At 60.2% G+C, this 13,081-nt stretch carries 11 protein-coding genes; 6 read left to right on the plus strand and 5 right to left on the minus strand.

All coding sequences use genetic code 11. From position 1 onward, the window contains the following. The first annotated feature begins 185 nt into the window (after positions 1-185). From J2Y39_RS15580 to cfaB, 5 genes are all read left to right on the plus strand, one after another. Positions 186-2,147: a protease modulator HflK gene (locus tag J2Y39_RS15580; RefSeq protein ID WP_310218632.1), complete on the plus strand. Its 1,962-nt coding sequence runs from the start codon at positions 186-188 to the stop codon at positions 2,145-2,147. Continuing rightward, positions 2,144-3,187, plus strand: a complete 1,044-nt coding sequence (locus tag J2Y39_RS15585) for a protease modulator HflC (RefSeq protein ID WP_310218634.1) — start codon at positions 2,144-2,146, stop codon at positions 3,185-3,187. The genes J2Y39_RS15580 and J2Y39_RS15585 overlap by 4 nt, the downstream gene beginning before the upstream one ends. Further along, positions 3,184-4,233: a protease modulator HflK gene (locus J2Y39_RS15590; protein ID WP_310218636.1), complete on the plus strand. Its 1,050-nt coding sequence runs from the start codon at positions 3,184-3,186 to the stop codon at positions 4,231-4,233. Before J2Y39_RS15585 ends, J2Y39_RS15590 begins: the two co-directional genes overlap by 4 nt. After that, entirely contained in the window at positions 4,230-6,140 is a 1,911-nt protein-coding gene (locus J2Y39_RS15595; protein WP_310218638.1) for a heavy metal translocating P-type ATPase, read from the plus strand. Before J2Y39_RS15590 ends, J2Y39_RS15595 begins: the two co-directional genes overlap by 4 nt. 177 nt (positions 6,141-6,317) lie before the next feature. Beyond that, positions 6,318-7,505 (plus strand): C17 cyclopropane fatty acid synthase CfaB, encoded by a 1,188-nt coding sequence (gene cfaB / locus J2Y39_RS15600; RefSeq protein ID WP_252868501.1) that lies wholly within the window; start codon positions 6,318-6,320, stop codon positions 7,503-7,505. A gap of 10 nt (positions 7,506-7,515) precedes the next feature. On the opposite strand, the gene cls is transcribed toward cfaB, so the two are convergent. Next, positions 7,516-8,955: a cardiolipin synthase gene (gene cls, locus J2Y39_RS15605; RefSeq protein ID WP_310218641.1), complete on the minus strand. Its 1,440-nt coding sequence runs from the start codon at positions 8,953-8,955 to the stop codon at positions 7,516-7,518. Between the two features lie 131 nt (positions 8,956-9,086). On the opposite strand from cls, the gene J2Y39_RS15610 reads away from it, so the two are divergent. Continuing rightward, positions 9,087-9,605 (plus strand): DUF3617 domain-containing protein, encoded by a 519-nt coding sequence (locus tag J2Y39_RS15610; RefSeq protein WP_016772436.1) that lies wholly within the window; start codon positions 9,087-9,089, stop codon positions 9,603-9,605. An 84-nt stretch (positions 9,606-9,689) separates the two neighbouring features. Here the strand turns inward: J2Y39_RS15610 and J2Y39_RS15615 are convergent, their stop codons facing one another. Genes J2Y39_RS15615 through folE2 form a run of 4 tightly spaced genes read right to left on the minus strand, consistent with a single transcriptional unit; the run spans position 9,690 to position 13,007 of the window. After that, a complete protein-coding gene (locus tag J2Y39_RS15615) occupies positions 9,690-10,565 on the minus strand; it encodes a metal ABC transporter substrate-binding protein (RefSeq protein WP_310218643.1) in 876 nt (291 codons plus the stop codon). An 11-nt stretch (positions 10,566-10,576) separates the two neighbouring features. Continuing rightward, positions 10,577-11,446 carry a metal ABC transporter permease gene (locus J2Y39_RS15620; RefSeq protein WP_310218645.1) on the minus strand — a complete coding sequence of 290 codons (870 nt, stop codon included), beginning with the start codon at positions 11,444-11,446 and terminating at the stop codon, positions 10,577-10,579. Further along, positions 11,446-12,114, minus strand: coding sequence for a metal ABC transporter ATP-binding protein (locus tag J2Y39_RS15625; protein ID WP_122698756.1), 669 nt, complete (start codon positions 12,112-12,114; stop codon positions 11,446-11,448). The genes J2Y39_RS15620 and J2Y39_RS15625 overlap by 1 nt, the downstream gene beginning before the upstream one ends. After that, the gene (gene folE2 / locus J2Y39_RS15630; RefSeq protein ID WP_310218649.1) at positions 12,111-13,007 is read right to left on the minus strand and encodes a GTP cyclohydrolase FolE2; all 897 of its coding nucleotides are present in this window, start codon (positions 13,005-13,007) and stop codon (positions 12,111-12,113) included. Before folE2 ends, J2Y39_RS15625 begins: the two co-directional genes overlap by 4 nt. Positions 13,008-13,081 lie beyond the last annotated feature (74 nt).

The raw sequence follows: 13,081 nt of genomic DNA on the forward strand, positions 1-13,081 counted from the left end.
GGATAGCCAAGGTTAGTCGCGATAAAAATTATGTGCGTAATATGAGCTTCGTCGAACATTTCGGTCAAGGCTTCAGGCAAGCGACAGCTGCGGCATCTTTGAATAGATGAAATTGTGTACGAATATTTCACAGTGTCCGTTATATCGTAACGCTATGAACGCTGAGCCTACATTTCCGGGGTTTTATGCAAGTCGATCTTGAATTGGACGCCACGCCAGTCACCGGGCTGCCGCGCTTTCAGCAAGCAGATGCGCAGTCACGCAAATTACGTCGGCTGGCTTATGGACTCGGCGCATTGGCCGGTTTGGGCTGGGTGCTGGCGTTTTTCGTCGGCCTGTTTGCGCCGCAGTCCCTGTGGTTATCGTTATTGGTCAATCAGAGCGCGGCGTTGCTGGTACTGGTCGCCGGGTTGCAATCGGCGTGGTGGGTGACGCAATGGCGCGCGCGGGTGATGCATCCGCCCGCCTCGCAATCGACCGTCGAGGAAGAGGGCGCCGCAGCCGAGGGCTGGTACGAAAGGCTTCTGGAGCGCTTGAGTCAGCAGAGCCGCCATCTGCTTGGACAAATCGGTGCGCCGACGTTGTGGCTCGGCGGTTGGGCGTTGCTGGTTCTGCTTGGTATTGAGCAGGTGTGGAATCTCACGTTGCCTGCGGCGGCCTTGGGGCTGTCGGCGAGCATCGGTGCGGCATTGGCGTTGTTGCTGGCGTTTGCCCTGCTGGTGCTGGAGCGGCAACTGGCGCAGGAACCGCCGGCGCAGTGGCCGGAAGCGGCTGCGCTGGCACAACTGATCCGGGTGGTGATCATCACTCTGTTGATCGGTGCGCTGTGTCTGTTGTTTGCCAGCGAAGACGCAGTCTGGCCGGCGCGTGTTGCGGTATTCAGCGCAATCCTGCCGATGTTGGTTGCCATCGAACTGTTATTGCGCGCAGTGCTGTCTGTTTTCAGCCCGCGCCGCGAACAACTCGAACCGACCCTGCTGGCGCGCAGTTATATCGCCGATATGCTGCGTTGGCCGCCGCAGCCGTGGCTGGCGTTACAGCATGAAATGCACAACCGTTTCGGCATCGATTTGCGCCAGATCTGGGCCTTCAGTTACATGCGCCGGGCCTTGTTGCCAGTGTTGGCGGTGGTCGCCCTTAGCGGTTGGCTGCTGACCGGCGTACATGAAATTCCCCTGCAAGGTCGCGGCATCTACGAGCGCTTCGGTAAAACGGTACAGGTTTTCGGCCCGGGTTTGCATAGCGGGTTGCCTTGGCCATTGGGGCGTGTGATCTCCGTTGAAAACGGCGTGGTCCATGAACTGGCAACCAGTGTCGGCGACAAGCCAATCGCCGTGCAGTCCGACTCCGCTGAAGGCCCGGCGCCGCTGACCGCCAACCGTTTGTGGGACGCCAGCCATGTCAATGACAAATCCCAGGTCATCGCCAGCAGCCGCGGCGCGCAACAGGGCCTGCAAATCGTCAACATGGACGTGCGCTTCGTTTATCGCATCGGTTTGAACGACGAGGCGGCGCTCGCCGCGACCTATAACAGCGCCGATGTACCGACGCTGATTCGCAGCACCGCCAGCCGCATTCTGGTTCACGATTTTGCCTCGCGCACCCTCGACGGTCTGCTCGGCGACGACAGGGCAGGGCTGGCCGAGGAAATCGGTCGCGCGGTGCAAAGCGATCTGAACAGATTGAACAGTGGCGTGGAGATCCTTGCCACAGTCGTCGAAGCGATTCATCCACCGGCCGGCGCGGCGAATGCCTATCACAGTGTGCAAGCGGCGCAGATCGGCGCGCAGGCGTTGATCGCTCGCGAACGCGGGGCGGCTGCGCAGGCCACTAACGAGGCGCAGTTGCAGGCGAGCGCGGCGCGGGATCAGGCAATGGCAAACGCGCGGGAGATCAACGCCGCTGCGCAAACCGCCGACCTGAAGTTCAGCGCCGAGCAGAAAGCCTTCGCCAGTGCTGGCCAGGCGTTTGTGCTGGAGCAATACCTCAGCCAGCTCAGTCAGGGCTTGAGTAAAGCCAGGTTGCTGGTGCTCGACCATCGACTTGGCGGGAGCGCAAATGCGCCAACCATCGATCTGCGTACTTTCGCACTGCCGACTGATCCGTCGCCCGCCCGTACCACCGCTCAACCAGGAGCCACCCATTGAGCCAGTCGCCTGTTCATGACGTTCACGACCACAGCGGCCACGACCACGGCCACGGCGGGCATCACCATCATCATGGTCATCATCACCATCACGGCGATCCGCAAGAGGCCGGGCCATTTCAATGGCGGCGTATGGCCTGGGCTGCGTTGCTGGTGGCGTTTGCCATTACCGCCGCGAGTCTGGTGCAAGTGCGCTCCGGCGAAGCCACGGTCATCACCCGTTTCGGAAATCCGTCGCGGGTATTGCTTGATCCCGGTTTGAGCTGGCGCTGGCCTGCGCCGTTCGAAGCGGCGATTCCAGTGGACTTGCGTCTACGTACCACCTCAAGTGGTTTGCAGGACGTCGGCACCAAGGACGGTTTGCGCATCATCGTTCAGGCCTACGTGGCGTGGCAGGTGCAGGGTGATCCTGAACATGTGCAGCGTTTCATGCGTGCCGTGCAGAATCAGCCGGATGAAGCGGCGCGGCAGATTCGCACCTTTGTCGGCTCGGCACTGGAGACCACGGCCAGCAGTTTCGATCTGGCCAATCTGGTCAACACTGATGCCAAACAAGTGCGCATCGGCGATTTTGAAGCGCAGTTGCGTCAGCAGATTGACCAACAGTTGCTCGCCACTTATGGCGTGCGCGTGGTGCAGGTCGGTATCGAGCGGCTGACTTTGCCCTCGGTCACGCTCAGTGCAACCGTCGATCGCATGCGCGCCGAGCGTGAAACCATTGCTACCGAACGTACAGCGATCGGCAAACGCGAAGCGGCGCAAATTCGCTCCGCCGCCGAGCGCGATGCGCGAATCGTCCAGGCTGATGCAACGGTGAAAGCCGCTGACATTGAAGCGCAATCGCGAGTCGAGGCTGCGCAGATTTATGGGCGCGCCTACGCCAGCTCGCCGCAGCTTTACAATCTGCTGCGCTCGCTCGATACCCTCGGCACCATTGTCACACCGGAAACCAAACTGATTCTGCGCACCGATGCTGCGCCGTTCCGTGTGTTGGTCGACGGCCCACCGACGCTCGACAACAAAGTCGGATCGCAGCCATGAGCGAAGAAGTTCCACGTGGAACACATGCGTTGAACAGTCCATGGATTCAGGCGGGGCGGCTGGCTTTTATCGCGCTGTATGCGATCACGGTGCTGGCGGCGCTGGCATGGGCATTCTCCAATGTCCGGCAGATTGATCCGCAAAACCGCGCAGTAGTACTGCACTTTGGCGCGCTTGATCGCGTTCAGAATGCCGGGCTGTTATGGGCGTGGCCGCAACCCTTTGAGCAGGTGATTCTGTTGCCGGCGGCTGATCGGGTGATCGAGCGTCGAGTGGAAAATCTGTTGCGCAGTGACGAGGCGCTGAAGGCTGACCGGGTGGCGTCCTTCGCTACGCCATTGAGCGATGCACTTGCCGGGTCTGGTTATTTATTGACCGGTGACGCCGGCGTAGTGCAACTGGACGTGCGAGTGTTTTACCAAGTCTCCGATCCCTATGCGTTCGTGTTACAGGGTGAACATGTGCTACCGGCGCTCGATCGGTTGGTGACGCGCAGCGCCGTAGCCCTGACCGCCGCGCGAGATCTCGACACCATTCTGGTCGCTCGCCCGGAATTGATCGGCGCCGACAATCAGGCAGCCGAGCGCCGTGAGCGATTGCGCGGTGATCTGGTGCAAGGCATCAACGCGCGTCTCGCTGAACTGAAGGCGAGCGGGCAGGGCATCGGTATCGAGGTGTCGCGGGTCGATGTGCAATCGAGTCTGCCGGAGCCAGCGATCACTGCCTTCAATGCGGTTCTGACGGCCAGTCAGCAGGCTGACAAAGCAGTGGCTAACGCGCGCACCGATGCCGAGAAACTTGCCCAGTCCGCCAACGAACAGGCAGACCGCACGCTCCAGGTGGCTCACGCGCAGGCAGGCGAGCGTCTTGCAAAAGCCTCAACCGATACCGCAACCGTCACGAGCCTGGCCACGTCTGCCGACCCGCAAATGCTCCTGCGTCTGTATCGCGAGCGCATACCGAAGATCCTGGATCAGGCCGGGTCGGTCACCACCGTCAATCAGAAAGACGATTCCCGGTTGATCATTCAAGGAGCCAGTCAATGACGGCGACCACCGCTGCTCCAAGTCTGTTGTCCTCGGCCGAACAACGTCGCGCCGCGCGCCAATTGACCCTGGCGATGCTTGCGCTCGGGCTGCTGGGTCTGGGGCTGGTCTGGCGCTGGATACTCCCGGAGCAAATCGGTGTCAGCCAACTGCTGCTGGGTTTCGCTTCTTTGCTCGTAGCGGTTCCGGTAATGCGTTCGGCCTGGTACAGCCTGCGTTATCCAAGCCTGCACGGCATTACCGATCAATTGATTGCGCTGGCCATGCTCGGTGCCTGGGCAACCGGTGATCTGCTCACCGCGGCGTTGTTGCCAATCATCATGATCTTTGGCCATGTGCTGGAAGAGCGTAGCGTCATCGGTTCCCAGGAAGCGATCAATGCGCTTGGCCGGCTGACCCGCAGCCATGCGCGCAAGCTGCAAGCGGACGGTTCGATCATCGAAGTGGACAACGGCACGCTCAGTGCTGGCGATATTGTCGAGGTGCGGGCCGGTGATCGAGTGCCGGCCGACGGTCGGGTGTTGTCCGGCCAAGCGAGCCTTGATACCGCGTCGATTACCGGTGAGTCAGTGCCGGTAGAAGCTGGCGTCGGCATGCTGGTGTTTGGCGGCGCGATCAACCTCGATGGATTGCTGCGCGTCGAAGTCACCCGCACCGGCGACGAATCCACCTTGGGCAAAGTCATCGCCCTGATGCAAAACGCCGAGCGCTCGAAACCGCCGATCACGCGATTGCTCGAACGCTATGCCGGCAGTTACATGGTGCTGGTCTTGTTGCTGGCGGCGGTGACCTGGTTCGTCACCCATGATGCACAAGCAATGCTGGCGGTGTTGGTGGCGGCGTGTCCGTGTGCGTTGGTGCTGTCGGCGCCTGCGACGGCGATTGCCGGTGTCGCCGTCGCCGCGCGTCACGGGATTCTGATTCGCAGCTCGGCGTTCCTCGAAGAACTTGCCGATCTGACCTCGCTGGTGGTCGACAAGACCGGCACGCTGACTTACGGCACCTTGCGTTTGCAGTCGATCGACAGCCTCAGTGTGGACACTAAAGAAGTGCAGGCGCTGGCCGCCAGTCTTGGTGCGGCGAGCAGTCATCCGGTGAGCCGGGCACTCGCCGGGATGGCCGATCAGGAAGCCTATTGGCCTCTGACCAACATCCATGAGCGCCAAGGCTTGGGCGTAGTGGCGACGACAGAGAAGGGCAAAGCTGCGCTCGGTCGTCCAGAGTTGTTCGCGCAACTGGGTATCACAACCACCCTTGTTCCTGAGCACGATGGCCCGATTGCCGGCCTGGCTTTGAACGGTGAATTCCTCGCCTGGCTGCTGCTAGCAGACAGCATCAAACCCGAAGCGCGCTTTGCCTTGAGCGAATTGCGCGAACTGGGGCTGGGACGCCAACTCCTGCTGACGGGGGATCGTCAGAGCGTTGCCCTAACCCTGGCGCAGGAAGTCGGGCTGAATGAAGTGCAGGCGCAAGCGCTACCGGAGGACAAACTCAATCGCGTGCTCAAGGAAATCGATCACGGCTTCCGCCCGATGGTGGTCGGTGACGGCATCAACGATTCACTCGCGCTCAAGGCCGGCGTGGTCGGCGTGGCGATGGGCGCTGGCGGGGCCGATATTGCGCTGGCTTCAGCGGACATTGTGTTGATCGGCAGCGATTTGCGCCGCCTCGGTACCTGCGTGCGCTTGAGTCGTCAGTGCCGGCGTACTTTGCAGGTCAATGTGATCATCGGTCTGGGCTGGACCCTGGCGATCGTGGTCTTCGCGGCTTTCGGTTGGCTTGGCGCGGCCGGGGCGATGATCGCGGCGCTGCTGCATAACCTGAGTACCTTGTTGGTGTTGGGCAACGCCGGACGTTTGCTGCGCTTTCAGGAGCCATTGCTCCGGCTCGACCCTCAGGCTAAATGAAAGAAAATTCATCGAACCGCCGAGTGCACAGGCAGTCATCTATCGTAAGGCACGCCGCCTGTGGCGTTCAGCCGATGTGCCGATCACGATAGACAAGGCCGATCGAATCGATAGCCTGCTATTTTTCAAGGTTGGTCTACCCTCAGATCAGACGTCTGAAACAAGGGGGGATTTTCCATGCTTGCGCAACTTCCACCGGCCTTACAGAATCTGCAGTTACCGCTTCGCCTGCGACTCTGGGACGGCCACGAGTTCAATCTGGGGCCGACGCCCAGCGTAACCATCGTGGTCAAGGACCCGCAGATGGTCACTCAATTCACCCACCCAAGCCTGGATGCGCTGGGTGCGGCGTTCGTCGAAGGCAAACTGGAACTGGAGGGCTCGATCAGCGAGGTCATCCGGGTTTGCGATGAGTTGAGCAATGCGCTGCTCGACGAAGACGAAGACAGTCAGCCGGTGCGCGCGCAACACGACAAGGACACCGACGCCAAAGCCATCTCCTATCATTACGACCTGTCGAATGCCTTTTATCAGCTGTGGCTGGACAGCGACATGGCGTATTCCTGTGCCTATTTCGAAACCGGCAGCGAAACCCTCGAACAGGCTCAGCAAGCCAAATTCCGCCATCTGTGCCGCAAGCTGCGCTTGCAGCCGGGCGAATATCTGCTGGATGTCGGTTGTGGTTGGGGTGGTCTGGCGCGATATGCGGCGCGAGAGTTTGGCGTAAAAGTGTTTGGTATTACCTTGAGCAAGGAACAATTGGCCCTGGCGCAGGAGCGAGTCAAAGCCGAAGGGCTGGACGATCAGGTCGAACTGCAATTGCTCGACTATCGCGATTTGCCGCAAGACGGCCGCTTCGACAAGGTTGTCAGCGTCGGCATGTTCGAACATGTTGGTCATGCCAATCTCGCCGAGTATTGCGCAACGCTGTTTGGTGCGGTGAAGGAGGGCGGCCTGGTAATGAACCACGGCATTACCGCCAAGCACACCGATGGCCGCCCGGTTGGACGCGGCGCAGGCAACTTCATCGAAAAATACGTGTTTCCCAACGGCGAGTTACCGCACCTGGCGATGATCTCTGCCGAGATCAGTGAAGCCGGGCTGGAAATCGTCGATGTCGAAAGCCTGCGCCTGCATTACGCGCGCACGCTCGATCACTGGAGCGAGCGACTGGAGGACAACCTCGAAGCTGCGGCGAAACTGGTGCCTGAGCAAGCACTGCGTATCTGGCGTCTGTATCTGGCCGGTTGCGCTTATGCCTTCGCGCGGGGCTGGATCAACCTGCATCAGATCCTCGCTGTGAAAGCGCATCCGGATGGCAGCCACGAACTGCCTTGGACCCGCGACGACATCTACCACCCCTGAAGCGGGGCGCTCAGAGAATCGGCGAAATCAGCCGGGCGATCCGCATGCCGACCTGTTGCAGGCGGTGGATCTCCCGGCTTTCTTCTTTGGCCACCTCATCGGCCAGGGCGAAATCGTCATTGAGCATTTGTTCCACGGCGGCGGCGAACTCACTGTCTACGGTCAGCAACATCACTTCGAAATTCAGGCGGAAGGAACGGTTATCCAGATTGGCGCTGCCAATGGCGCTGATCTCGCTGTCGATCAACACCACTTTCTGGTGCAGAAAACCCGGTCGATAACGGAACACCCTAACGCCGGCACGCACCGCTTCAAAGGCATACAGGCTTGAGGCGGCATAGACGATGCGATGATCAGGCCGCGACGGCAACAGCAGGCGCACATCGACGCCACGCAACACCGCCAGCCTCAATGCCGCGAACACCGCTTCGTCCGGGACAAAGTACGGGCTGGTGATCCATACGCGTTGCGTTGCTGCGTGGATGGCTTCGACGAAAAACAGCGAGCAGGTTTCGTAGGCGTCCGCCGGGCCGCTGGCGAGCAATTGGCAAAGCACGCCATCCTCCGGGTACGTATCCGGCAGGATCAACGGCGGCAGAGTACGAGCAGCCCAGAACCAGTCTTCGGCGAAGGATTCCTGCATGCAGGCTACCACCGGCCCGCGGACTTTGACGTGGGTGTCACGCCATGGCGCCAGCGGTGGTTTCTCACCCATGTATTCATCGCCGACGTTATGCCCGCCGACAAACCCGACTACGCCATCGACCACGACGATTTTGCGGTGGTTGCGGAAGTTGACCTGAAAGCGGTTGAGCCAGCCACTGCGCGTGGCAAAGGCTTTGACCTCGACGCCGGCATCACGCAGCGCTTGCACGTAATGATGGGGCAGGGCATGGCTGCCAATGCGGTCATAGAGCAAATGAATCGACACGCCTTCGGCGGCTTTCTTCAACAGCAAATCACGCAAGCGCTGGCCGAGCCGGTCGTCGTGAATGATGAAGAACTGGATCAGCACGGCTTCCTCCGCTTGTGCGATCGCCTGAAAAATCGCATCGAAGGTCGCGGTGCCGTTCACCAGCAGTTGCACCTCGTTGTTCGCCAGGCACGGCATGCGCCCCAGTTTCGGCATCGCGCGCAATGAGGCGTAGGCGCTCGAAGCGCGAGCGGCCAGAGCCTCCTCCACCCATGGACGCCAGTTCAGTTCTGAAATGGCCAGGCGCATCTGCTCGTTGGCCTGGCGCCGGGCCTTGATGTAGCCATCGAAGGTACTGCGACCAAAGACCAGATACGGAATAAGCGTGAAGTAGGGAATGAAGATCAACGACAATGCCCAGGCGATCGAGCCTTGCGCTGTGCGCACGGTCAGCACCGCATGGATCGCAGCGATCGAACCGAGTGTGTGCAACAGGGCGATCAGGTAACCGAAAATGTGCGGTCCGAAAAAATCCATGGGGCAGCCTTGCTCCGCGAGATGCAATGCTTAACAGACCATGTTCTGCGGCGAATGTCTCTATTTAATCGGCGCATGAACCGACACAATCGGCCGGCGTCTAACGGCCACAACTGATCAGGAGTTACTCGATGAACGTTCGTCTGCTGGGTTTGGCGCTGGGCCTGGGTTTGGCATTACCGGTGGTTGCGCAGGCACAAATGCTGCAGCCGGGGTTGTGGGAAATGTCTTCGAGCAATCTGAAGGTCGATGATCAGGCCATGGACGTGCAATCGATCCTTGGCCAGATTCAAGGCCAGATCACCCCGCAGCAGCGCGCTGCGCTCGAGAAAAACGGCATCAATATTGGCGGCAAGGGGATCCGTGCCTGCCTGACGCCGCAGCAGGTGGCAACCAACGATATCCCGCTGGCCGATCCGCAATCGGGCTGCAAACAGCAGATCACCGAGCGCACCGGCAACCAGTGGAAATTCCGCTTCAGCTGCCCGAAAGCCCAAGGTACCGGCGTGGCGACATTCCTCAGTGACCGCGAATTCACCACCGTTGCCAATGGCACCTTCAACGCCATCGGCATTAACCAGAAGGGTAGCCTGGAAACCCGTGCGGTGTGGCTGGGTCAGGATTGCGGCACGGTAAAACCCCGCGCTTAAAACCTTCGCAGCGCTCCACAGTTGGAACCCATTCCAACTGTGGGAGCGAGCCTGCTCGCGAATAGATCGGAAGTTCGCCTCAAGTCATGGCTGACTCAACGCCTTGTACAACGTATTGAGGTTGTATTCGAACAGCCCGGTAAAGGTGCTCGCCGGTCCACTCACCGCCAGCGCATCCGAGTACAGCGTGCCGCCAATGTGCGCGCCGCTTTCATCCGCGATCTGCTTGAGCAGACGCGCGTCCTTGATGTTCTCCATGAACACCGCTTTGACCTTCGCCTGGCGAATCTGCGTGATCAGCGCAGCGACTTCGGCGGCGGAGGGTTCGCGTTCGGTGGACAAACCCTGTGGCGCGATAAAGTCGATGCCATAGGCCTGTCCCAGATAGCCAAAGGCATCGTGGCTGGTGACGATCTTGCGATTACCCGGCGGCAGCGCGCCGAGTTTGTTTTTGGCTTCGGCGAGCAGGGCATAGATCTGCTTGAGGTAGGTCTGGCTGTTGCGCTCGTAGTCAGGCTTGTTGGCCGGGTCGGCGGCGATCAGCGCCTTGGTGATGTTGGCGACGTACAACTCAGCGTTCGCCAGATTGTGCCAGGCGTGTGGATCCGCAACAGTCTCGCCGTCTTCATCGAGCGAACGTGGAATCACCCCGCGACTGGCGCTGATCACCGTCGCCTTGCTGTCGGTGCTGGTCACCAGGCGATCCAGCCAAGGCTCGAAACCGAGGCCGTTCTTGATGATCACTTTGGCTTTGAGCAATGCCTTGGCATCGTCCGGTGTTGGCTCGTAGGTGTGCGCATCGGCATCTGCGCCGACCATGTTGGTGATCTCAACGTGTTCGCCGCCGACCTGATGAACCATGTCGGCAAGGATGCTGAAGCTGGTAACCACCGGCAGTTTTTCGGCAGCCGACAGTGACATCGACAGTATCAGGCTGAACAGCACGAGTAGAGCGCGCATCGGGAAACACCTCATTGGGATGTGAGCAAAGGCGGGCGGCGCAGCAAACCGTGAACCGGTCCAAACACCACCGACAGCAGATAGCCGGCCCCGGCAACCAGGACGATGGCCGGGCCGCTGGGCAGCGAGTAATAGAACGACAGCAGCAAACCGAGCCACACCGACACGCAGCCCATGACGGCGGCGACGCCAATCAGTATTGGCAGACGGCGACTCCAGAATCTCGACGCGGCAGCCGGAAGCATCATCAGCCCGACTACCATCAGTGCGCCGATGGCCTGAAAGCCGATCACCAGATTCAGCACGACCAGGGTCAGGAACACGCCATGAGCCAGTGGCCCGAGACGACTGACCGTGCGCAAGAACAGCGGGTCGAGTGTGTCCAACAGCAGGGGTCTGTAGATCGCGGCCATAGCCATGAGGCTGATGGCCGAGACCCAAAGCATGCCGGTCAGCGTCGGTCCATCCACGGCTAGCGCCGAACCGAACAGCAAGTGCAGAAGGTCGAGGCGCTTGCCGGCGATGCCAAGGATCAAAACGCCGCTGGCCAGTGAGATCGGATAGATCGCGGCGAGGCTGGCATCTTCTCGCAACCCCGTTCGCCGGGTGATCCAGGCTGCAAGTCCGGCCATGCTCAGGCCGGCGCCGAGGCCGCCGAGCGTCAGGGCAGGAAGGCTCAAACCGGCAAGCCAGAATCCCAGCGCTGCACCAGGGAGAATGCCGTGGGCGACAGCGTCGCCGATCAGGCTCATCCGTCTGAGAATCAGAAACACGCCCAAGGGCGCCGTGCTGCACGCCAACACCAGGCCGCCGAGCAAGGCGCGGCGCATGAACACGAATTCGCTGAACGGCTGCCAGAAATGGCTGACGGTGGCGAGCATCAGGCGACCTGCATGTGCGGTGTTGGCTGGATCAGTTCTCGGCTGGTTCCGTACACGCAGTGGCCGTTTTTGATCAACAGGGTATGCGGAATGTGTTGGCGGACAGCCGCCAGGTCATGGCAAACCACAAGCAGTGTCCGGCCTTCGGCGTGCCAGTGGTGAATGTGCTGCCAGAGCAATTGCTGGCCGAGTTCGTCGAGTGCGGCGTGCGGTTCGTCCAGCAACAGCACCGGGGCGTCAGCAAGGCTCAGTCGCGCGAGCAGGGCACGTTGTAGCTCACCGCCGGACAGGGCCATCAACGGGCGCTGTTCGAGTCCACTCAAATGCCAGTCTTCCAATGCGTTTTTCAGTCGCTGCGTGCGCAGCTGTGTCGAGAGCCGACGGCCCCAGAAACCTGCGGCGATGAGCTCTTCGAGGCTGATTGGAAACTGCCGATCCAAATGTTGCTGTTGCGGCAGAAAGGAAATGCCGCTTTGGCGTGGAACAGCCATTTCCACCTTGCCGGCCAAGGGCTTCTGCAAACCGGCGATGACTTTCAGCAGACTGCTTTTGCCGCAGCCGTTGGCGCCGATGATTGCGGTCAGGCTGGCGCTTTCGAACTCAAGACTCAGAGGCGTCGTCAGCGGTTGGCCGGGTGCGCCCCAGACCAAGGATTGGCAACGGATCATTTTTGCTCCGGTCGCCAGCTGCTTTCGGCGACGGCGTCATGGGCATGCAGGCTTTCGGCATGGATCACGCGGATGTGGAATTGGTTGATGCCGGGTGTGCGTTGCAGTGCCAGGTTGAGGCGGCGCGCGGCGTCTTCACAGAACATCAGGTTCTGCCCATTGGCGAGTGCGAAGGCTTGCTCGTCGGGGCGCTTTACTGCGGTCTGCACGGCTGTGCCGAGGGCTGCTTCAGCGTCATCGATGATCGCTGTCAGCGGTAGCTCGTCGATGAAATTGTCGAGATGCAGGTGCAGTTGCGCATAGCTACGTTGGCTGTGCGGCGTCGCTACGATCCCTTTGGTTGAGCCAAGCCATGCCAAAACATCGGCATGTTGCAGAGCGTTGTTGGCGAAGTCGTCGATGAATTGCTGCTGGATCAATTGCCTTGCCAAGGCTGCCGAGCAGGGGCATGTCGAGGAATAGGGCACCTCGAGTTTTAGTTCCACGTGGAACATTTGCTGTTTCAGGCTTGCTGAAATGGTTGTCGGATAGGATTTCCAGCCGGCTAGGGGGCTGACTAACGCCGGCCGTTTCAGCAATAAGTCGGTGTGAATGTTCAGATATGCGCAGGCGGATAGACCTTGGTGACTTATCAGAAAACCCTTGAGTACCTGATGCAGCAGAGCGGGAGAAAGGCTTCGCTGTTCGAGGGCTTCGAGTGCCAGATACAAGCGCGACATGTGAATACCACGCGCTTCACCATCATCGAGACTCACGCCAGCGTCGACTCTGGCGCTGAGGCGTTGGCTTTCGAGCACAACGGGTAGGGCAATCCCACGCATGCCTACCCAATCGAGTGGCAGTGCCTGGCGCGCAGATTGGGCGGCAATATCCGGGAGAGTAAGAGCATTCATGGTTGAGACCGTCGTATTGATCTCTATTTACGTTACATTATAACAATCCATTCAGCGATGCTTTTTTCATGAAA

The organism is Pseudomonas sp. 2957 (assembly GCF_031456345.1).
In the GTDB taxonomy this organism is placed as follows: domain Bacteria; phylum Pseudomonadota; class Gammaproteobacteria; order Pseudomonadales; family Pseudomonadaceae; genus Aquipseudomonas; species Aquipseudomonas siliginis.